The organism is Paenibacillus sp. FSL R7-0345 (genome assembly GCF_038595055.1).
Classification (GTDB): domain Bacteria; phylum Bacillota; class Bacilli; order Paenibacillales; family Paenibacillaceae; genus Paenibacillus_AQ.
This window is the reverse complement of record NZ_CP152002.1, coordinates 2,146,299-2,168,541: the sequence shown is the minus strand read 5'-3', so window position 1 is coordinate 2,168,541 and position 22,243 is coordinate 2,146,299. Positions and strand designations below refer to the sequence as shown.

Here is a 22,243-nt window from a genome sequence, read left to right as displayed (position 1 = left end):
AAATGAACAGAGCCTTTTGGAAAGAAGCCGTCGTCTACCAGATCTACCCGCGGAGCTTCCAGGACAGCAACGGGGACGGGATCGGCGACCTGCGTGGAATCATTTCAAGACTGGATTACCTGAAAAAGCTTGGCATAGATGTAGTCTGGCTATCGCCGGTCTATAAGTCGCCGAACGACGACAACGGGTATGACATCAGCGATTACGAGGACATTATGGATGAATTCGGCACATTGCAGGACTGGGAAGAGCTGCTCGCCGGGCTGCATGAACGCGGCATCAAGCTAATGATGGACCTTGTCATCAACCATTCCTCTGATGAGCATGCCTGGTTCGCCGAATCGCGCTCCTCCAAGGATAATCCATACCGGGATTACTATATCTGGCGACCGGGCGGCCCGGATGGTGAGCTGCCGAACAACTGGAGCTCGATCTTCAGCGGCCCGGCCTGGGAGAAGGATGAACAGACCGGTGAATACTACCTGCACCTGTTCTCGCGCAAGCAGCCGGATCTTAACTGGGAGAACCCCAAGCTGCGCGAGGCGCTCTACAAGATGATGACCTTCTGGCTGGACAAGGGTGTGGACGGCCTGCGGATGGATGTCATCAACATGATCTCCAAAGTAGACGGCCTGCCTTCAGTCAAACGCGACGATCTGGAGCCCGGCAGACTTGCCGGCGGCGGAGAATTTTATATGAACGGCCCGCGGGTCCATGAATATCTGCAGGAGATGAACCGTGAGGTGCTCTCCAAATACGATGTGATGACCGTCGGAGAAACTCCCGGTGCCAGTGTAGAGGATGCAATTCTCTATACGGCAGAGGACCGCAAGGAGCTGCAGATGGTGTTCCAGTTCGAGCATATGGACATCGATTCCGGCCCCGGCGGTAAATGGGAGGTCATCCCGTGGAGCCTGAAGGGGCTGCGCGATATTTTGCATAAATGGCAGGTTGGACTTGCTGAGCAGGGCTGGAACAGCCTGTATCTGAACAATCATGATCAGCCCCGGATGGTCTCGCGCTTTGGGCATGACGGTGAATACCGCGTCCAGTCGGCCAAAATGCTCGCTACCCTGCTGCATACCCTGAAGGGCACACCTTATATTTATCAGGGTGAAGAAATCGGCATGACCAATGTCAAATTCCCTGTGCTGGAAGACTATAAGGATATCGAGATTTTGAACATGTACCGGGAAAAGGTAACGGAGGGCGGCGGGGATCACGATATGATTCTGCAAGCTATCCATACCAAAGGCCGGGATAATGCCCGCACTCCAATGCAGTGGAACGACACGGCAAACGCCGGTTTTACAGAAGGTACACCCTGGCTGAAGGTGAATCCGAATTACAAGGAAATCAATGTGGAGCAGGCCTTGGCCGACTCTGATTCCGTCTTTTATTACTACCAGAAGCTGATTGCCCTGCGCAAAAAGCACCTTATCATGACTTATGGCGAGTACGAGCTGCTGCTGCCGGAGGACGACTATATCTACGCCTACACACGGATACTGGATGATGAAAAATGGCTTGTGCTGCTCAACTTCAGCGATGCACCGCAGACGGTTCAGCTTCCGGATGTGCTTGCCGCAGTGCATGAAACGATCATCAGCAATTACCCGGACGAGCCCGCAGCAGATGTACGTAACACGCTGCGTCCTTATGAAGCCAGAGTGTACCGGCTGGGGAACTGACAGCTGTATCCGTTATACGTTATACGTTATACTTTGAAGAAAACCTGTCATTAATGAGCAGAGAATAACAGGACTGGTTCCTCTGGCCATGATAGGATGAACTCAAAGGGAGATGGCGTACACGTGGAATGGCTGGTCCGGATGAAGGAAGCAATGGATTATATGGAGAACAAAATGACCGAACCGCTGCGCATTGAGGATGTGGCGAAAATCGTGCATGTGTCTCCGTTTCACTTTCAGCGCATGTTCAGTATGCTGACCGGCTTCACGGTGGCAGACTATATCCGTAAGCGCAGGCTGACACTGGCCGCCCAGGAGCTCGCAAGCTCCAGAGTCAGAGTGCTGGATGTAGCGCTGAAATACGGCTATGACTCACCGGAATCCTTTGCCAAGGCGTTCCGCAAAGCCCATGGGCTTACTCCCTCGGCGGCGCGTGAACCCGGGGTCCAGCTTAAAGCATTCCCCCGCCTCTCTTTCCACCTATCATTGAAGGGAGATCAGGAAATGGAATACAAGATCGTGGAAAAGCCTGCTTTTAATGTAATCGGCAAATCAATACAGGTTACCTGCAAGGACGGGGAGAATTTCCGCAGAATCCCCCAGTTTTGGAAGGAATGCAACGAGGGCGGCACCTCGGATGAGCTGATCGGGCTTGCTTCAGAGGAGGCGTGGCTTGGCATCTGTATGAGCATGGACATGGAAAAAGATCTGCTGTCCTATTGGGTCGGGGTCCAGGCAGAGGAAGCTGCCGATCCCCATGGCTATGAGAAAGGCATCGTTCCGGCTGCCAGCTGGGCGGTATTCACTTCCAAAGGACCATTGCCTCATACGCTTCAGGCTGTCTGGCAGCGGATTTATCAGGAATGGTTCCCGGGAACAGGCTACGAGCATGCCGGCGGACCGGAAATCGAGCTGTACCCTCCCGGAGATACTTCAGCGGAGGATTATGTCTGCGAGGTTTGGATTCCGGTTGTAAAAAAATAAGCTATGCCCCTTCATACTGCATGAAGCAGGAAACAGTAAAGACTATCCTATGGGGATGGTCTTTTTTTCTATCAGCCGGTGATTTTTGTTTTGAGATTCGGCAAGGGCTTGGTATAATAGACAGATTATATGGTATTTTTGTAACTTATAACTGTGATCCGAGACTCAGATTCGGTGAAGGAGAATTTCATGTCTATTGTAAAAATCTTTTCAGACAGCACTTCCGATTTGCCGCAAGGCTGGAAGCAAACGTATGATATCGGCATCGTTCCGCTGTACGTGGTCTTTCAGGACGGTACATACAAAGACGGTGTAGACATTACACCGGAGGAAGTCTACCGCAGAGTAGCGGCTAACGGAGCCTTGCCTAAGACGGCTGCCCCGTCACCAGCTGACTTCATCGCGGCTTTTGAGCCTGTTATCGCAAGCGGCGGAGATGTGGTCTACATCAGCCTGTCGTCTGCCCTATCCTCTACATACCAGAATGCCCTGCTGGCTGCAGGTGAATTCCCGGAAGGACGTGTCCGGGTTGTTGACTCTGAAACCTTGTGCGGAGGGATCGCACTGCTGGTTATGAAGGCTGCACGTGCTGCCGCCAAAGGCCACAGCAGTGCGGAAATCGCCGCTATGCTGGAGCAGTCACGCAGCCGGGTGGAGACCGAATTTGTCGTTGATACCCTTGACTACTTATATATGGGCGGCCGTTGCTCGGGAATGCAGAACTTTATCGGCAGCCTGCTGAAGATCCGCCCCGTTCTGCGGTTGGTTGACGGCGCCATCGTGCCTGTCAGCAAAGTCCGCGGCAAAAAAGAAAAAGCCGTGGAGCAAATGCTCCAGAACGCGCTTGCTAATGTGGACGAGATCGACCAGGAGCTGCTGATCGTTGCGCACACGCTGGCCGAAGAGGACGCAAGGTTCCTGGAGAAGGCGCTGCGCGAGCAGACCAAGGTCAAGGAAATCGCCGTTATCAACGCTGGCTGTGTGATCGGCAGCCACTGCGGACCGGCTACCGTCGGCCTGATGTATATGCGTTAGGAGTGGTGGGGCAACCTGCCTGCTTACGGGTTAGGGGCTTACGCATTAGCGTAATTAACGCTAAAACCTGCCCAAGGATAACCTCTTAAGATTTAATTGGATTTTCGCCACTTAATTCCGTCTAATTTCAACTTTTACAATGATTAGTTGGAAAAACAACATCTAATATAGGTTCAACAGCCTTCCAGCGATGAAATCACTGAAATGAAGTAGCGTTTATCCAACTAAAGTTCTGAAGCCGCTGTTCTGGCGGAAAATAGGTGTCATAATTCCACTTAGTCTGTTGAGCACCCTCTGCAACTGAAATGCAACCAACAAATAAGCCAGCCTGACTCCGGAGCAACGGGGCTGGCTGGCTTTTGTATTAATAATAGCAGCAGTGCGGGCAAAGACCTCTTACTGGTGCCGCCGCGCAGCCACCTGTTAAGCCTCTACCGCTTCCTTCACAAACGGAAGCATGAACCGGAAGATCGAGCCGCGGCCTTCCTCACTCTCCACAAAAATCGTTCCGCCCATCAGCTCCACCAGCTGCTTGCAGATGGCCAGGCCCAGGCCTGTACCGCCGTACTTGCGGTTTATGAGCGGATGCAGCTGGGAGAAGGACTGGAACAGCAGGTTCAGCTTGCTGTCGGCAATACCAACGCCAGTATCGCGGACCGAGAATTCCAGCAGATAATCCGGCGATCCCGGCAGCGGAATATTCTTCACCGATAAGGTTACACTTCCCCGTTCGGTAAATTTCAGCGCATTGCCGACCAGATTCACGATGATCTGCCGCAGACGGCTGGGATCGGTGGTTACTGCTTCCGGAACGCTGGTGTCCGCCCACCACCGCAGGGCGAGCTGCTTCTCCTCCGCCTTAGGCGTGAACAGATCGATAATGCTCTCAATCATCTCGCGCAGCTCAAAGGTCTCGGACTGCAGCTGCATTTTACCGGCTTCCATCTTGCTGAAATCCAGGATGTCATTTAAAATCTGCAGCAGGCTGTAGCTGCTGCTGCGCAAAATCTCGGCATAGCTGCGCTGCTCCTCTTCGAGCTCCGTTTCCAGCAGCAGATCGGCCATGCCGATCATTCCGTTCATCGGTGTACGGATTTCGTGGCTCATCATCGCCAGGAAATCCGACTTCGCCTGAGCCGCCTGCTCAGCAGATTCCTTGGCCCGCCGGATTTCACGTTCATTGGTAATGTCGGAGAAGGAGACTACCACACCGCAGATAATGCCTTTATCGAGCAGCGGTGCTATCCGGTAGCTTACAAAAAAGCTCGTGCCGTCCTTGCGCCAGAATATCTGGTCCAGGCTACTGCGGATCAGCCCGTCTTCCAGGGTATGGCGGATCGGACACTCCAGCGGCGAATGGGCTGATCCGCTGCTATATGCATGCTGAATCTGATCCATCAGATATACCCCTGCCAGCTCGGACGGATGGTAGCCCAGCATATCCGCGCCTTCACGGTTGATAAAGATGGTCCGGCCATCCCTGTCCAGCCCGAAGATTCCGGCCGAGACCGAATTCAGAATCAGGCTAAGCCGCTTATCCTCAGCCATTTCGAGCATTAACGACTGCAGCTCCTCCTCCTGCCCGCCAGGCTCTTCTTCCGTTTCGGCTGCCAGGAGCTGGCTGAACCATTCCATCAGCGCTACCGGGAGCAGGGTATTCACATCATGACGAATAATGGCAAATACACCGGCAATCCCCTCATTCGTCTTAACAGGAGCATAAGTTATGACCGGAGGGGCAGATATGCCGCCGCTGCCTTCCTCCACAAGCTCAAAGCTGGTGGTCAGCCCTTCCAGGGCCGCTGCAAAATGTGTTTTCCCTGGAGTCAGGACTGTTTCTGTGACTGCAGGCCGATACGCTGGAACGCACGGAGCAACCGAGCTGAAAGCACGGTTACTGTCCACGTATCTTCCCTGTCTGTCGAGCACAATGATCAAGTCCGGATGATGATCATATAACGATTTAAAAGCACCTTCCTCAGAAAGCACCCTGCCCAGAATGGCAGCCCAGTCTTTAAGCATTACCCACCTCCTCCGCTGCTCTGAACCTGCTACTCTGATCCCGCATTTGCGGAAATTCTCTATTTATGTAGAAATTCCTGAATTAAACTCTATTATAGCAAAAAAACCGCTGGCGGTCGCCAGAAAAACAGCGGTGCCAAGCGGTTTTATCACCTTTTTTTATAATCCGGATATCTGGTTATGCTACGTCCTGCGTCTCTATGTTGCGGATCGAAAGATAGGCAACAACCACACCTGTAAGTCCGAGAACTAAGGATACTCCTACCTGACTTCCCAGCTGGAAGCTGCCAAAATTGGATGACAGAACACCAGAAATCAGCACACCTGAAACGATCGTGACCGGAACTGATTTTTTGCGCATTCCGAAGAACAGCGGTATCAGTCCGATCCCTGCCGAGTACAATGCATCTGCAGCAGATATCGTAAGCTGTTCACCGATCAGCCCGGGCGTCAGCTCACCGGAGATGGCATTAACAAAGTAATGATTGAAGCCGGCCATCGCCGCACCCACCACCACATTGGATACAAAAATCGTAACCAGCATAAACAAGGAGACAATCAGCAGCTTAGCTGCCATCAGCTTTTTGCGGGGGATCGGGTACATGAATAGCAGGTCAATGGTGTTATTTTTATATTCATCAATAACCAGCTTGCTGATCAGGACAGACCCGAAGACCATAAACACTACTTTTACAAAGATATGCACACTGTCAAAAACATTGGCATAGGTAGCGAAGTCACCCTGATCATCCATTTCTGTGAATACGACCAGCAGCATGAACAGGATAATAGCCAAGACTGCTATCAGAGATCCTTTAAACAAACTGATTCTATTCTTGCGCAATTCAAGTCTAATCAGCTTAAGCAATGACTTCACCCCCCATCAGTTCGACAAAATAATCTTCCAGCGAATGCTGCTTCCGGTTCAGGCTCTCCAGCTCCACATCTGCTGCTGCCAGCGCTTTGCTCAGCTCCAGCTGTGAGATTTGGTCATAAATCCGGACGGTCCGCGTACCGATCACTTTAAAGTTGCTCAGTCCAAGCTTATTAGTCAGCGTGAATACCGCTTTGCTGCTGTTATCCGTAATCAGCTCGATATAGTCCGTATCCCGTCTGCGGATCTCATTCATTGTGACCTCCTCCAGCAGAACCCCGTCCTTGATGACACCGATCGTATCGGCTATCTGCTCCACCTCTCCGAGGATATGGCTGGAGATCAGCAGCGTCATCCCGTATTCACGGCTCAGCATGCGGAACACCTCACGCAGCTCCTTGATGCCCAGCGGGTCCAGCCCGTTGATCGGCTCATCCAGAATCAGCAGCTCCGGCTTGGTCATCACTGCTCTGGCAATGCCCAGCCGCTGCTTCATCCCCATCGAAAACTGCTTGACCGGCTTCTTGTCTGTCCCGGTAAGGTTCACCAGCTCCAATGCTTGCTTCAGCGCTTTCGGGTCATAGTAGCCCATGTACTCCCCGTGCAGCTCCAGATTCTCCCGGGCGGTCAGCTTGTCATAAAACGCCGGATTCTCGATAATGCAGCCCATGCGTTTGAGCATCTCGTAAGAGCGGGACGTCATCTTTTCGCCAAAAAATTCGATCTCCCCGGCAGTAGGCTTCACCAGATTGGTGATCATTTTCATCACGGTTGTCTTACCGGCCCCGTTCGGTCCCAGAAAACCGTAAATCTCACCCTGCTTAATATTCATGTTCACGTTGTTCACAGCTTCTTTGCCCTGATAGACCTTGGTTAAATTCCATGTCCGCAGTATCGTTGTCATTTCCGTTATCCCCTTTGGCTTCGTTGTCTTCCTTGATTTATATATTACAGGGCGGAATTTTCTTTTTTATTACCTGTTTCTTACGAAAATCTTAAGCTCGCATATAGATTAAACCTGAGACTTAAATTTGGGCTTCGCCGTGGCTCCAGAGAATATTTGGACTTCCGGCCGCTGTTGTCTGCAGATTTCTTTAATTGTACCGCTGTTCGCGGTTGAAATCCGCAGACAAAGGCGGTCGCTAACGCTCCTACAGTTCCAAAATTCCCCTCCGCCACTTTTCCCGTATTTTTTCCCAAAAAAAATGTTTCCTATAGCTTTCAAAACTCCAGCCTGCGGAAGGATACAGTAAACGCCGTCTTAACGTAGGGCTTGCTGGTCAAAGTGATGCTACCGTTCATCTGCTCGGTCAGTCTTTTGGTAATGGTCAGGCCCAGGCCGCTGCCCTGGTAATCACGGTTCCGCGAATCCTCCAGGGTGTACAGACGCTCAAAGATTTTATCCTGATGGCCTTCGGCAATGCCCTTGCCTTTATCCCATACTTCAATGCATACCTTGTCTTCCTTAAAAAACAGCTTCAAACCCAGCACGCCTCCGTCTGCTCCGTAAGTGATTGCATTGGACAGCAGGTTGCCGAGCACACGGTCCAGCGCCTCCTCATTGCCCAAAATATACAGCGGCTCATCCGGGATCTCGATCTGCACATCGCTGCCCCCGGCGCTGAGAAGGTCATAGAAAGACAGTATGTTGCGGCGGCACAGCTCGCCCAGCTCTACCCGTGTAAGCGGAATTTCTTTGTCCCCTGACTCCAGCTTGGCCAGGTCAAAAAAACGGTTCATCAGCGTAATGACTTCCTGCGCTTTGGAATGAATGGTCCGCAGCATGTTCTCCCGTTCCCCGGCAGGCAGATCGTGATCCTGAAGCAGGGTCTCGATATACCCGAGCACAACGGTCAGCGGCGTCTTCAGGTCATGGGAAATGTTAGCCAGCATATGGCGCATGGATTGCTCCAGCTGAGCCCTCTCCACAGCGCCTTTATGATTGACATTAAGTAGAGCATTAAGGGTAGCCAGCAGCTGCTGCAGCGCCGGATCACTGTTGAACAGCAGCAGCCGTTCATGCGAGCCGCTCGCTATAATACTTTCCAGCTTGGTCCGGATGTACTGCAGCTGGCGCCCGTGCTCCCGCAAACGCAAAGATTGCCACAGGATAATGAACAGAAGCACTACAACAATGCCGCCGAGAAAAGGGATCATGGCAGCACATCTCCCAGTTTATAGCCGATGCCCCACAGTGTTTTTATGTATTCCGGATGGGAAGGATCATCCTCAATCTTCTCGCGCAGTCTGCGCATATGTACATTGATGACGTTCTCGTCGCCGTAATAATCATCTTCCCAGACCAGGCTGTAGATCTGCGCCTTTGTGTACACTCTGCCCGGATTGGCGGCGAACAGCTTCAGAATCTGGAATTCCTTGGCCGTCAGCTTGACCTCTTCCCCTTGCTTTTGTGCTGAAAAAGTGTCCAGGTTCACCGTCAGCCCGCGCAGCGGTATAACCCTGGCTTGCTGCTCTGCGGCTGCAGCCGGCTCCTCTTTGCCGGGAGCACCTACTGCCGCATAGCCCGCCCGGCGGATCGCCGCCTTCACTCTGGCGGCCAGCTCAATCATCGAGAACGGCTTGGTAATATAATCATCCGCGCCGAAGCCCAGTCCGAGTGCCTTATCCACGTCGCTGTCCTTGGCAGACATAATCAGCACCGGCACCAGACTTCCTGCGCGGATGCTCTGCAGCACATCCATCCCGCTGCGCTTCGGCAGCATCAGGTCCAGCAGTACCAGATCATAAGCGGCTCCGCTGCGAACCTTGCGCTCGGCAGCCTCCCCGTCAAACACCTGCTCGACCTCATAGCCCTCTTTTGCCAGATAAGAGCTTACCATTCTGCTTATATCTTCATCATCTTCAATCAGCAGTACACGCTGTTGCATTGCTCTACCTCCTTAACAACTCTTATTCATAATACCCCTTCGTCTCCGGCAGCGCCTGATAAAACTCGCTTTCCTGCACCTCACTGATGATGCTCTGTGCCAGAGCAGTCATTACCTTACCATCCGCGCTTTGATCGCATTCGCTCCAGACAAAATTCCGTGCGTTATCGCTCATTTTAACCTGAAGTTCGTAGGTCACAGCCGGTTTGATATTGCACGCCTCGGTTAATGTCTTGTCCTGCGTGTAACCAGCCAGCACCAGCTCACGGTAAATGCTCTGCAGCTGTGAGTGCGGCAGCCTGAATTCTGCGGCTTCGACTGTTGTACCGTCCTGGAGGTCCTTAACCAGCCGTTGTTCCAGTGTATTAATTTCGTTCCTCCGGTTCACCCCGTATTTCAGCACAAAACCAAAACCGGTCTGCCCAGTCAGCCCGTAATTGACCCGCAGCAGTTCAGCTTCCGGAAATTCTCCTTCGCAGCCTGTCACTGTATATCTCAGCTCTGTGCTTCCCTCTTGTCTCGATAGCGCTGAACAGTTATACACCCTTATCTCTTTAGAGCCAAAAGCGTCTTCCGTGTTGTCATAAGTAACGCTAAGCTGATCTCCTTCGTACCGCAGCTCCGTGAAGATCGGGTCACCTTCAATTGTATATTGGATAATCCGCTGGCTGCCGGTTTTCCGCTCCAGGAATTCATCCAGCTTGTTCAGGTTAATCAATCCTGTTCCAAGGAAATTGACCACATCTTCCTGCTCATTAATCTCATGGCTGAGCTTACCCGGGGCAGCCCTTCTGTCCGTGAGGAAGCAGCCCTGCAGAAGTGTCATTACGAGGAGAATGGTCAACGTCAGCACTCCACAGCGGACCGTCTTCCCTTGTACAGATTGGGGCATGTGCGGCCGGCTGTTTTTTGATGAAAATGGCATTGGTTTGGCCCCTCCTTATTCACTCTGGAAAAGTTTGTCTATCGTTTGAGTATACCAAGCCGCTACGGCTCTTACTACCCAATTATTTAAACTTGCCGGTCAGGCAGTATCTTCCTCTTTCATCCCCGTCTCTCATTTCAGGTTCATTAAAGGTACGGCGCGTATGATCCAACTTAAGAACTTACACGCTGAGGTGATACTGAAATGATAAAGATCGACAAAAAGAAAACCCTGAGCTTCAAACAAAAGACAGGAATCATGATTCTGGCCGTAATCCTGGTGATCGGCGGAGTGGTGTATAAACTGGCTGACCGTTACTTAATCGAGCATGTTGAGGTCGTTGTGGCGGATGAAGCTTCCGGTTCGGCAGACAGCAATAGCAATAGCAATAGCAATGGCACTGGTACCACCGCAAGTACTGAGACTGCTTCCTCTTCAGCCGAGGTTAATGCTACCTCCGACGACTGGAACTACAGCAGCGATGATATTCAGATCAAGATCGACCAGGTAGAGACAGGGTCCGGTTCGGACAAGATCACGTATTATGTGGCGGATGTTGTGCTGAAGGATGCGAGCAGTTTGAAGTCCGCTTTTGCCGATAACAGCTTTGGTACGAATATTACCGAGGTGACTTCGGAGATTGCTTCCGGTAATGATGCGATTTTTGCGGTTAATGGCGATTACTACGGCTTCCGCGACGACGGGGTGATTATCCGCAATGGTACGGTGTACCGTGATGAGCCTGTGCGGGATGCAATGGCCTTGCTGGAGGATGGAACAATGGAGACTTATAACGAGGAGGAGGTTTCCTCTGACGAGCTGCTGGCGCAGGGAGTGTCTAACACGCTGTCATTCGGGCCGATTCTGATTCAGGACGGGACAATAACCAGTGATTTCAGCAGTGTCAAAATCGATACCAACTTCGGCAACCGCTCGATCCAGAATGCCAATCCGCGCACAGCCATCGGTATGATAGCCCCGAACCATTATGTGTTCGTTGTTGTTGACGGGCGTAATGAGGGCTACAGCCGCGGCATGACACTAACCGAGCTTGCGGATCTGATGCAGGATCTCGGGGCAACAGAAGCTTACAATCTGGACGGCGGCGGTTCCTCGACCATGTACTTCATGGGCCGGGTGGTCAACAATCCGCAGGGTAAAAACCAGGAGCGCGGCGTCAGCGACATACTTTACATTAAGGAGTGACCATGATTATGACTATACTAATTCCAGCCTATGAACCTGACGACCGCCTGCTTGACCTGATCATTAAACTGCAGGATTACGGGCTTGGCCCGATTCTCATTGTCGACGACGGCAGCGGCCCCGCTTACCGGGGGCTGTTCCAGACAGCTGAAGCATTCGGCTGTACTGTGCTTACCCATCCTGTGAATTACGGCAAAGGCCGGGCGCTCAAGACCGGATTCCGCTACATCCAGGAACAAGGGCTGCCGGGCTATGTAGTCTGCGCAGACAGCGACGGACAGCATCTGCCCCATGACATCAAGCGGGTTGTTGAGCTGCTGCACAGCCAGAGCAAGCCCGGAATCGTACTGGGCAGCCGCCGCTTCAGCGGTAAAATCCCGCTGCGAAGCCGCTTCGGCAACTCCGTGACCCGCGGAGTGTTCGCCCTCACCACAGGCGGCAAAATCTACGATACCCAGACCGGCCTGCGCGGCTTCCCGCCGTCCATGCTGGACTGGCTGGGCCGGATTCCCGGCGACCGGTTCGAATATGAGATGAACATGCTGCTGACCGCCCGCAAGGAGGGCTACGACATCACCGAGGAATTCATAGATACGGTGTATCTGGATCACAACAAATCATCGCATTTCCGCCCGCTCGCCGACTCCTTCCGGATCTATCTGCCGATCCTGATGTTCAGCACCTCATCGCTGCTGTCGGCGCTGATCGACTTCGTGCTGCTGTTCCTGTTCCAGCGCCTGACCCACAATCTGTTCCTGTCCGTAGTCGCCGCGAGACTGTGCAGCTCGATCTTTAATTATTCTGTGAACCGGAGATATGTCTTCAGCGGCGGCAAGCGTTCGCGCCTCCAGTCGCTCCCGAAATACTTCTCACTCGTCGTTCTTGTGCTGCTGTTCAACTACGGCCTGCTCTACTTCTACAGCGAGCAGCTGATCATCCCGCTGGCTGTTGCGAAGATTCTGACCGAGGTATCGATCTTCGTGTTCAGTTACTGGGCGCAGCGGCGGTTTGTGTATTGAGGTTAGGCAAAGCTTGGCCGATTAAAAGAAAAGAGCAGCGTACCTCCTGTAATGGGGGATATGCCGCTCTTATTTTTTATAAAGCTGATTTATTCAAGGTTGAACAGTGTGCCCGTTGGAATTTGTAAATCTTTGAAAACAACCGATTGTATCATTTCCGGCTCTATATATAAATTACGTATCGTGTAGCTGCCATTCTCCATAGTATACACGTGAACAGTCCTGTTTCCGGGATCAACAATCCAATATTCCTGTACTCCATGCTTCTGATACAAGTTAAACTTCTCATTAAAATCCTTGAGTGCGGTAGAAGGTGACAGCACTTCAATGATTAGAGTTGGAGCGCCGTTACAGCCACTTTTTGATAGCTTGTCCTTGGCACAAATAACTGAGAGATCGAGTTGGGTAATATGGTCGGGTGACTGATACTCTCCACTTTCACTAAAAAAATACATCAAAAGGAGCCACGAACACGTAACAGCTCCGGTTCTGAAAAAAGGTCCGCTGCGCAAAATGAAGCTCTCCTACAATAAACTGATGTAAAGACGTCGGAGCAGGGGACATATTGTAAGCTGTACCATTGATTAGCTCCCAATTCCCTTCCCATGTCAGCCAATCCACATAGGAATAAACTTTCTTTTCAACCGGATTTGACACTGTGTTCGGCCTCCTTTTTGTTTATGAGTTTTTACTAATTGTACCATGGGTAAACGGCAGGAGCTAATTTTTGATGATAAGTGTGTGATGACTGGCTATGACGGTCGATTGCCGGGATTACGGAGAGTGCTGTTGGGTTTGGGCTGGATTTTTACCCGATGCGGTATGAGCTGGACGAAAATCCCCTGATCCCGGTAGTAATGTTTAATGTTTCTCCTTCATACAAAGCGACATCTATATGCCTCTCATCATACTCTCCCCCTCCCGCCCATATACTTTAAAAGAACAGGAAGCTGGAAGGAGAGTAGGATCATGCCAAGTGAAGATGAAATCAAGGCGCTGGAGCGGTCGATTGCCGAGATCACGGAGATTGCTACCGGGTTCGGGCTGGATTTTTACCCGATGCGGTATGAAATATGTCCTGCCGATATTATTTATACCTTTGGGGCCTACGGGATGCCTACCCGGTTCGGGCACTGGAGCTTTGGAAAAACGTTTCACAAAATGAAATCACAATACGACTTCGGACTCAGCAAAATTTACGAACTCGTGATTAACTCCAACCCCTGCTATGCCTTTCTGCTGGACGGTAATTCCCTGATCCAGAACAAGCTGATCGTGGCCCATGTGCTTGCCCACTGCGATTTTTTCAAAAATAATATGCGCTTCTCCATGTCCAACCGTGATATGGTCGAGAGCATGTCCGCCACAGCCGACCGGATCGCCGGTTATTCGGTAACCTATGGCATTGACCGGGTGGAACGGTTCATTGACTCGGTGCTGGCCATCCAGGAGCATATCGACCCCAGCCTGATCCAGCCGCGCAAGCTCGGCAAAACCGATCTGCTGGAAGCCAAGATGAGAGCCAACAAAGATGTGCAGGCCGGCAAGCCTCCTGAGGACAATGCCTACAGCGAGCTCTGGAAGCTCGATCAGGCCAAAGCCGGTCCCCAGGAGCCGGATGTTGCCGCCAAACGGGCCTTCCCGCCTGAGCCGGAAAAGGATATTGTCTGGTTCATCCAGCAATATTCGACCACTCTCGAGGATTGGCAGCGCGATATTATGACCATGCTGCGCGATGAAATGCTCTATTTCTGGCCGCAGATGGAGACGAAAATCATGAATGAAGGCTGGGCTTCGTATCCTCAAGGTGCTTACGCAAAAAGGCTCTCCAGGAACGATAAGCATCGTTTTGGAGAGCTTTTTTATGGCCAATATTCTGCTACAATATAGGGACAAGCCCAATTGGAGGTGTCAGCCATGCAATGGGAAGAGGTTCGGAAGTTTTATTCCAATCAATACGTCAAGCTACAAATCCTTGCATCTCATACAGAAGAAGGAAACACCAAGTTTGTCGATGAAGTCGCACTGATTCGAGCCATTCAAGATCCTCAAGAAGCAACTAAGGAGTTGCTACAATCTAAGGATGGCGTGATAGTGTCGCATACCGCAAACGAAGAATTGAAGGTTGAGATTCGAACACTTCGCGGTTTGCGGGATGTTATTGGAAAATATTATTAGACTACCGAAAGAAGTCGAGTATAAGTTTATAAAACTAAATTTTCAATTCCAACAATTTGCTGATCTCTGAGGGTTCACTTGCATCATTCGTACCCAAATCCCCTCTAAAAGCACTATAAAGAATAGCTTCAGTTAACTTATCCAGATCATTCTTTAGCTGCAATGAATTCACTATAGATCGTTCAATTTCAATTAATGAATTAATTTTATTAGTAATTTCAACAATCTCGTCTTTAGGAGGTAATGGAACAATAAGTGAAGCCAGCTTACTCGCGTTAATGTTAGCCTGACCTACTTGTTGAGTAACCATTGAAAGCAATAAATTCCTTCCAAAGTGTCCATTGATGTAATAACAAATGTACTCCGCAATTTCCTCCTTATAGAACAACCTAACATTAACCAAATAAGAAGCGTAGGTCATATTTGTTGCTTGCCCATAAACAACGGCTGTTTTGCCGACTAATTCATAACTGTTAGTCCGATTAAACAGTAAGTCATACTCTTCAAGCTTATATTTTTCTACGTCTTTGTGATCGGAAGGTAAGTACTTCAGATTATCTAAATGTAATTCCCCGTCAATAATATTACCCATACGTAATACGGGAACATCGTCATCATCATTTGTTTTCGCCGATGTCCCATAGGATGAGGTCTGGATTAAATCCTCAAGTGTTACCCACCTCCAACCTTCAGGAAGTTTATATGGCTCAGTCATGATATTCTCATTTGATTTTTTCACTTTAGTCTTGCTATTCTGCCTAAATTCATCAATTTTTTGGAGAAAGGAGCCCGCAGTGGCTTTACTTAAATTCTCCTCCCGCCACTTCGCTGTCAATTCTCCACGAAAAGCCTTATCCAAAATTGCCGCACGGCGAATTTCAAATGTTTCCTTAGCTTCTTCGATTAGTTGTTTGGCTTGATTGATTTTATTCAAGAGTTTTTCAGTTTTTTGTACAATACGTTCTTGCTCTGCTAATGGAGGTAATGCAAAAGGGAATTGCTTAATGACTTGCTGTGATATATTAGGTTGTGCTCCTCCCTTACCCAAACTTATCAATTCATCTTTTTGAGATAAGAAGTAATAAAATAGGAACTTTGTCGTTGTTATTGATAACGGAACTCCCACTGCGCAAGCTTGATTAGTAGTCGCATCAAAACCTAATATCCCTAACTTTCCAATTGTTGCGCCGTACATTGCTATAGCTACAGAATCTTTAGGAAACATCTTAGCACTTGATTTCTTTAATCCCTCATCCGTAATACATTCATCAACTTCTGTAATAATTCCATTCCGTAAATCACCAGTTTTTATCCATGGAATGTCTCCGCCATAATACTCGGGATTTTTACGCGATGGGGTTCCTCCCGATCCCCATTTTGCAACATACTCACTTTTTACCCAGATCCAATTAACAGGCAGATTATAAGGCTGCTCCCCCACAGGCACCAGAGCCTCTTGCAACAATTCCTCCGCCGTCTTCCCTTTATTCTTACTCATACGTTATACTCTCCACGCGCTTCAGCAACCTGAAGAAACTCTTGCTCTTCCTCAGCAGCGTACTTTGGCTTGTTATCTACCGCTTTAAGCTCCGCCACAACCTCCAGCAACAATGTCATAGCTTCATCCAGCTTGGCAATCGCCAATTCCGCCGAATCAATCGGATCAGGCAAATTATCATAAGCAGATAATGACTCATCTGCGATCAAACCAATATCCAAACTGTCGTCCTTTTTGCGGATATCCTCGCGAGTAAAAACATTAAATCTATCATCCTGCACACTACTTCGATCCTCAGCTTTATAAGCCTCCACAAACGCATCAAAATGCGCTGTGGTCAGCGGAGTCCGCTTCCCAAAGCTAGGCATGTTCGTCCGCAGATCATATACCCAAACGTCCTTTGTACTATCCTTATCCGTCTTCTCCCGTGTAAAGAACAGAACGTTCGTCTTTACTCCCTGAGCATAGAAAATCCCCGTAGGCAGTCGCAGAATTGTGTGCAGATTACACTTGTCCATTAAGTCTGCTCGAATCTTCGCTCCCGCACCGCCTTCAAACAATACGTTGTCAGGAAGCACTACAGCAGCACGAGCTTTTCCGTTCGCTTTTAACGCCCGATAGATATGCTGCAAGAAGTTCAACTGTTTATTGGAAGTTGTAAACGTTAAATCATCCCGCGTGAGTCCCTCTCCGCCTTGCTTGGTACCAAATGGCGGATTGGTCAGAATTACATCGTAATTCTTCAAGCTCTTGCCGAGATCGGAAAGCGTATCTCCAAGCATAATATCCCCATGCAGATCATGAAGCATAGCATTCATCATCGCCAGGCGATGCGTATCCTTAACTAACTCAACCCCAGTGAAAGCTTCGTTTCTTTGAAACTCGGCTTCTTTTTCACTCAGGTCAAAGTAGTCGTCAGTCTTGCTCCGAATGTGGCTATCCGCTGCAATCATAAATCCAAACGTACCTGCGGCAGGGTCATTACAGCGCTCACCTGGCTGCGGATCAACCAGCTTTACGATCACATCGATCAAAGGACGCGGCGTAAAATATTGACCTGCTCCCGACTTGGTTTCACTCGCATTTTTCTCAAGCAATCCTTCATAAAGATCCCCAAGACCTTCTTCCTTGGCGGAATACCAATCAAGTTGATCAATGGAACGCACAATTTTCTCCAAATTCTTGGGTTCATCAATATTAGAGCTGGCATTCATATAGATCTGCTTAATGATCTCGTTACCCTCTTTACCAAGATCAAGCAGCAGTTGGCGGTAATGATTGGTTAATTCAAGGCCGTGGCGCTCTTCTAACGAATCCCAGCGATACTGCTCAGGCAAAATCCCCTCATTGTTCGTTTCCTTCATCATTTTAAGAAATAACAGATAAGTGAGTTCCGTTACATATTGGTGATACGTGATGCCATCATCACGCAGTACATTACACAGGTTCCAAAGCTTTTGTACAATTTCCTGATTCCTCATGGTTTAAGCTTGCTCCTTCTGTCTGGTTGGATATAGCGCAACGTTTATTGTAGCAACAATCTCGTCCAATTGACCATCAAAAATTTTATTTAATTGCTTATAGCCGCCCTTGCTGCGGAAAGGTTCCACATCAAATGCTTTTTCTGGATTCGGGTCCAGAACAGATTCTTGCAATAATTGCTTCTCAATCCGCTTCAGCCAATCCTTCTGCACCTTCGGCCATACTCGCATCTCATAAATCTTCTTCATGGCATTCTCGATCCGTTCTTCATGACTGATGAGTGGATCACCAAGTGCCTGCTGGCGGATAAAACTGATGATGTCTGCGGCAATGTCCTGCTGCTTCGCATCGCGCCAAGCGGTTTGCAGATTTTTCTCGGTAAAACCTTTCTGATCCAGGGCCACACGAAGCTTCCGCAGTTCTTCACGGGTCAGATCATTCGGGCGGGTACAGATGATGTTCAGCGCTGGGATCAGGTTCAGATTCTCGCGGATAAAGCCATTGAACCCTTCCAAGTAATCCTCTGGTTTGTTGGCATCCCCATAACCACGTGTAACTCCGATCAGTTTATCCTTGTGATCCGAGATGAACTGGCGGTTATGCCGCCCTTTGTTCTCTTCAATAAACAGCAGCAATTGTGGTTTGCTTAATAAAGCTTCGCTAACCTGCTCAGCACTTGCCTTCTTCACCTTATCTATGAACTCATCAATAGTCTGCCCATCTGATAAAGCTTTGAAATCTTCATGATCCTGAGGCGTCCAGCTCTGCTTCTTCCGCTGCATCTTGGCCACAATCTCTTCCTGATGCGACTTGATATGATGCTCACTCTTCATCTGCTTCAGCTCATCGACCAGGAGATCCAGACTCACCTGCGGTCTAGTCACAACAGGCTTCATGTCTGTATAGGGCTTAAGCGACTCATAGATGCCTACGGCATCATAGATCATAAAATGATCCTTATCGATTTCATCACAGCGGCGGGTAGCCCGTCCCAGCATTTGTTCATACAGGATACGAGAGCGAACCCGCCGCAGGAACACTACATGAGAGATACTCGGGATATCAATCCCCGTTGTGAGCAGATCCACAGTGACAACGATGTTCGGCAGCCGTTCATTTTTGAAGAGCTTAATCGCATGCAGCGGATCTTTAATCGAACCTGTAATTTTTAGAATGGCTCCATCATCTACTAGGCCGTAGACCTTCTCCAATTCTTCCTTGAAAATCCGAACCACCATATCCGCATGATCATCCGTTGCCGCAAAAATCAAGGTCTTACCATCCGCTTCGGGGTCGATATATTCAGTGAGCGCCTCCAGCACTACACGATTGAAATTCTCCGTAATCACCGTCTTATTGAACTGGGTTACTTCGAGGTTGACCTCGTCTTCCAGCATTTCTTTTTCCACGGTTCCCAGGTCCACATTATATACAGCTACTTCCTCACCAATCTGCCACTTGATGCCGTTCTTCTTCAGTTCCGTTTCAAACTGGACGGGGGGCTCATGGTCGATCAGATAGCCATCAATGACAGCTTCACGGTAGGAGTAGTTAAAGATTGCTTTGTCAAAAATCTCAACCGTATGAAGAGCTGGTGTAGCCGTAAGCCCGATTCGCACAGCGTCAAAATAATCCAGTACCTTCCGATACTTGCTCACATAATCGGCATGATCACGAAACTCCAGTTCGATCTCACTCATTTCCTTATCCAGCGTGTAACCACGGTGAGCCTCATCCACGATGATGCAATCATACTGGTCTACAGAAGGAATGCCCTTAGCATCCTCACTATAAAACAGCCGCTTCACCATACCTTGAACGGTTGCAATCTGAACCTTCGTTTCCACATTCGGTTTCTTGTCATCCAGCGTCTGAAGCTCAAAAATCTCGGTAAACGAATGATAACTCTCCAGCTTGGAATCTTTAAACGCCGCCTCAGCCTGACGGCCTAACGCTGAACGGTCAACGAGGAATAGTATTCTTTTAAAACGATTATGTTTGATCAGACGGTAAATTAAGCCGATGGCCATTCTTGTCTTACCTGTACCTGTGGCCATGGCTACCAGAATTCTGCGCTGTCCTGCTTCTATCGCATGTTCCACTGACAAAATCGCATTCTCTTGATACTCCCGCAGATGCAGGTAATCCAGCGATTCATCTCTGAGATCCTTTGTCGCCTTATCTATGTCCTGCTGTAAAAGAGCTTTTAACCCTTCAGGTGAATACCAGGTTTGCAGCACCCTGGCATGATTCGTAGACTTACGTGCATCTAAGAACCATATTCCCGATTTATGCTCAAGCTGCTTCAGATAGGGACGCCCATTCGTTGAAAACAAAAACGGTACCTGATAATTTCCCCATGGGCCATGAATGATTTCTTCACCGTGCTTAACTACATAAGAGGCATACTTTTTCGCCTGTTCAATGTCGGCTTGAACATCCTTGCTCTGACGTTTAGCCTCAACGATACCGATAAATTCCATTCCATAAAAAAGAGCATAGTCTGCAAACCCATTTTTCAGAGGCCATTCGGCTATAGCGAGGTACCTGCCTTTTTCAGGACGAGTCCCTGCGCTAAAACGCATTTGTAATGTATCTGCCTCCCATCCAGCCTGAACGAGCTTCTCGTCAATAATGATTCGTGTCTGGGCTTCAGTAAGCTTAAGAGCACTGCCCAGTTGTCTCGCCTTCGTATGGCGTTTTTGCTTCTCGTCTGGGGTTTTGGAATCTTGCTGTTGAGTAAGTTTCTGCAATTCTTGTTCCAGATACTGTACCTTCGCATCATAAGAAGCGGCTAGTGACTGAAGTTGCTCCTGATTCTGTGAATCCTCTACCTTAGAAGGTTCGATATATTCTGGGGCTACAAAGTCCCACTCCCCATACACCTGCATAAACCAGACGGATAAGCGAAAGGCCATATTTAACAAAGCTTTGGCTTCCTCTGGAGTTCCGTAAATTCCTTCAGCATGATTAGCTTTATTCCCAATCATGCGAATAGCGTGGAGGATATCCAGCAGCTCTTGCGTCAGGAGATCTTCTTGCTTCAAAAGCCTAAGTCTATCGTCCTGAGTCGCTCGCTCTGGATATTGCAGTTCCTCAAAAGCACATATGTATCTCGTTATCGTCTCCCCGAACATACGAAGCTTGATCAAGGAAGTATTAGGGTCAATATAAACGTTCCGCTCGGCCATTTCGGCCAGATTGGAGAGAATATTCCAATGGTTCGACAAGAAAGTGAAATTGCTGTTACTCATTCCATTCACCTCTGGATGATTTATTCTTAAAATGTAAAATGATTCATAGGAAAATATTCCTAAGTCCATAATAACATGTCTAAATACAAGGAGAGTATAAAAAAATGAGGACTCAAATTGAGTCCCCCCCTACATTTGTTTCATCTATACGTCTTAGCCAGGCATCGAAATAACTTCTGCTGAGGTTCTCCACCCAATGATTACATAATAGATAATCATAACCATAGATCGAATATGGATCACTGTAGAATCTCGGCCGTCCGTTAATATTTCGTTGTTCGATTAAAGATTGGGTAGGGTCGACTTTTTTCAATACAGGATAAGTGATATTAAATGTCCTCTTGGCGTAGTCCAGTCGCTGCAACCGCTCAACCTCGTGCTCTGTTAATAGATCATCTGCAATTAGTCGCTCAAAACTGGATCTAACCAAAGCACCAATCTTTATTTCCTCAGATCCTTTAAAATCGGCTGGCATTTTCTTAATCTTAACTGTGCTTATCGACTTCCCTATACTCTGCTTATCATCTGCAAAAAGATTATACATTTGTATACTTCGCATAAACAGCTCCGAAGTATCAGACACAGAATTAGATAAGGCTGTAACCACATTGAAGATTTTCTCCTTGAAGTCTTCATTGCAAAGAAGCTCAAAACGAAAATCTAAACCTTTTGCATGGAACAGCTCCTGGAGTTCGGCTATGTAGAGTTGCAGCGGCTCACGTATTGCACCATATATTTTTGGAGCAGCAAATATAATATTTCCAGCATTCAAATTGAAGTAGCCATGAATCGCCATAGCAGTGCGAATCATTTTCTTCAGTACTCTGGATATCGTTTCTTCCTTGGAGCCGTAATTCAAGCCATTCTCATGAAAAGCTACATCAATACCATATATGTTTTGAACACCATTCTCCCCTCCTACTTCTAAGCCCAGAGCATCAATCTCAGCTTGTTGGAGTAGTTGAGAGAATGAACTATTTTGTTTGAACAAATCAAGGCTGTATTTCTCTTTAAAATATTGGTCTGAATCTTTCATCATACTTTCAACAACGGCTTCGTTATAAATTTCCCAAGACTTCACGGATGGCTTCCAGTTCAATTGAACAAGCTGACAATTCTTTGCATGTCTCAGCCATGAGAGCATCAAGGATTCTCCGATTTCTATTTTCATTGAATCAGTCCTCTCT

16 protein-coding genes and 2 pseudogenes are annotated in these 22,243 nt (G+C 48.8%); 7 read left to right on the top strand and 11 right to left on the bottom strand.

Features of this window, described 5'->3' with window-relative positions; genetic code table 11:
- Positions 1-2: 2 nt before the first annotated feature.
- From NST84_RS09050 to NST84_RS09040, 3 genes are all read left to right on the top strand, one after another.
- The gene (locus NST84_RS09050) at positions 3-1,691 is read left to right on the top strand and encodes an alpha-glucosidase (RefSeq protein WP_342565264.1); all 1,689 of its coding nucleotides are present in this window, start codon (positions 3-5) and stop codon (positions 1,689-1,691) included.
- Between the two features lie 96 nt (positions 1,692-1,787).
- Entirely contained in the window at positions 1,788-2,675 is an 888-nt protein-coding gene (locus NST84_RS09045) for an AraC family transcriptional regulator (RefSeq protein WP_342565263.1), read from the top strand.
- Positions 2,676-2,864: 189 nt separating this feature from the next.
- The gene (locus NST84_RS09040; protein WP_342565262.1) at positions 2,865-3,710 is read left to right on the top strand and encodes a DegV family protein; all 846 of its coding nucleotides are present in this window, start codon (positions 2,865-2,867) and stop codon (positions 3,708-3,710) included.
- A gap of 423 nt (positions 3,711-4,133) precedes the next feature.
- Here NST84_RS09040 and NST84_RS09035 read toward each other — a convergent pair whose 3' ends face one another.
- The 6 genes from NST84_RS09035 to NST84_RS09010 form a co-directional block, all read right to left on the bottom strand.
- Positions 4,134-5,732: an ATP-binding protein gene (locus NST84_RS09035; RefSeq protein WP_342565261.1), complete on the bottom strand. Its 1,599-nt coding sequence runs from the start codon at positions 5,730-5,732 to the stop codon at positions 4,134-4,136.
- 178 nt (positions 5,733-5,910) lie between these two features.
- Positions 5,911-6,609, bottom strand: coding sequence for an ABC transporter permease (locus NST84_RS09030; protein WP_342565260.1), 699 nt, complete (start codon positions 6,607-6,609; stop codon positions 5,911-5,913).
- Positions 6,593-7,510 (bottom strand): ABC transporter ATP-binding protein, encoded by a 918-nt coding sequence (locus NST84_RS09025; RefSeq protein WP_342565259.1) that lies wholly within the window; start codon positions 7,508-7,510, stop codon positions 6,593-6,595. Before NST84_RS09025 ends, NST84_RS09030 begins: the two co-directional genes overlap by 17 nt.
- 317 nt (positions 7,511-7,827) lie before the next feature.
- A complete protein-coding gene (locus NST84_RS09020) occupies positions 7,828-8,763 on the bottom strand; it encodes a sensor histidine kinase (protein ID WP_342565258.1) in 936 nt (311 codons plus the stop codon).
- A complete protein-coding gene (locus NST84_RS09015; protein WP_342565257.1) occupies positions 8,760-9,494 on the bottom strand; it encodes a response regulator transcription factor in 735 nt (244 codons plus the stop codon). The genes NST84_RS09020 and NST84_RS09015 overlap by 4 nt, the downstream gene beginning before the upstream one ends.
- Positions 9,495-9,516: 22 nt before the next feature.
- Positions 9,517-10,419, bottom strand: coding sequence for a DUF4362 domain-containing protein (locus NST84_RS09010; RefSeq protein ID WP_342565256.1), 903 nt, complete (start codon positions 10,417-10,419; stop codon positions 9,517-9,519).
- Positions 10,420-10,623: 204 nt separating this feature from the next.
- Between NST84_RS09010 and NST84_RS09005 the strand changes: the two genes are divergently transcribed.
- Positions 10,624-11,625, top strand: a complete 1,002-nt coding sequence (locus tag NST84_RS09005) for a phosphodiester glycosidase family protein (protein WP_342565255.1) — start codon at positions 10,624-10,626, stop codon at positions 11,623-11,625.
- Between the two features lie 8 nt (positions 11,626-11,633).
- Complete coding sequence (locus NST84_RS09000; RefSeq protein WP_342565254.1) at positions 11,634-12,644, top strand: bifunctional glycosyltransferase family 2/GtrA family protein; 1,011 nt, start codon at positions 11,634-11,636, stop codon at positions 12,642-12,644.
- 89 nt (positions 12,645-12,733) lie between these two features.
- Here the strand turns inward: NST84_RS09000 and NST84_RS08995 are convergent.
- Positions 12,734-13,301, bottom strand: a pseudogene (locus tag NST84_RS08995) (Uma2 family endonuclease).
- A 312-nt stretch (positions 13,302-13,613) separates the two neighbouring features.
- On the opposite strand from NST84_RS08995, the pseudogene NST84_RS08990 reads away from it, so the two are divergent.
- Positions 13,614-14,444: pseudogene (locus NST84_RS08990) on the top strand (SpoVR family protein); the annotation flags it as partial.
- A gap of 117 nt (positions 14,445-14,561) precedes the next feature.
- Positions 14,562-14,822 carry a hypothetical protein gene (locus NST84_RS08985; protein WP_342565253.1) on the top strand — a complete coding sequence of 87 codons (261 nt, stop codon included), beginning with the start codon at positions 14,562-14,564 and terminating at the stop codon, positions 14,820-14,822.
- Between the two features lie 34 nt (positions 14,823-14,856).
- Here the strand turns inward: NST84_RS08985 and NST84_RS08980 are convergent, their stop codons facing one another.
- The 4 genes from NST84_RS08980 to NST84_RS08965 form a co-directional block, all read right to left on the bottom strand.
- Positions 14,857-16,320 (bottom strand): restriction endonuclease subunit S, encoded by a 1,464-nt coding sequence (locus NST84_RS08980; protein ID WP_342565252.1) that lies wholly within the window; start codon positions 16,318-16,320, stop codon positions 14,857-14,859.
- Complete coding sequence (locus NST84_RS08975; RefSeq protein WP_342565251.1) at positions 16,317-17,801, bottom strand: N-6 DNA methylase; 1,485 nt, start codon at positions 17,799-17,801, stop codon at positions 16,317-16,319. The genes NST84_RS08980 and NST84_RS08975 overlap by 4 nt, the downstream gene beginning before the upstream one ends.
- Before the next feature lie 3 nt (positions 17,802-17,804).
- On the bottom strand, positions 17,805-21,056 hold the full coding sequence (hsdR, locus tag NST84_RS08970) for a type I restriction-modification system endonuclease (RefSeq protein ID WP_342565250.1): 3,252 nt from the start codon (positions 21,054-21,056) through the stop codon (positions 17,805-17,807).
- 112 nt (positions 21,057-21,168) lie between these two features.
- Positions 21,169-22,227: a hypothetical protein gene (locus tag NST84_RS08965; RefSeq protein WP_342565249.1), complete on the bottom strand. Its 1,059-nt coding sequence runs from the start codon at positions 22,225-22,227 to the stop codon at positions 21,169-21,171.
- Between the last annotated feature and the right edge of the window lie 16 nt (positions 22,228-22,243).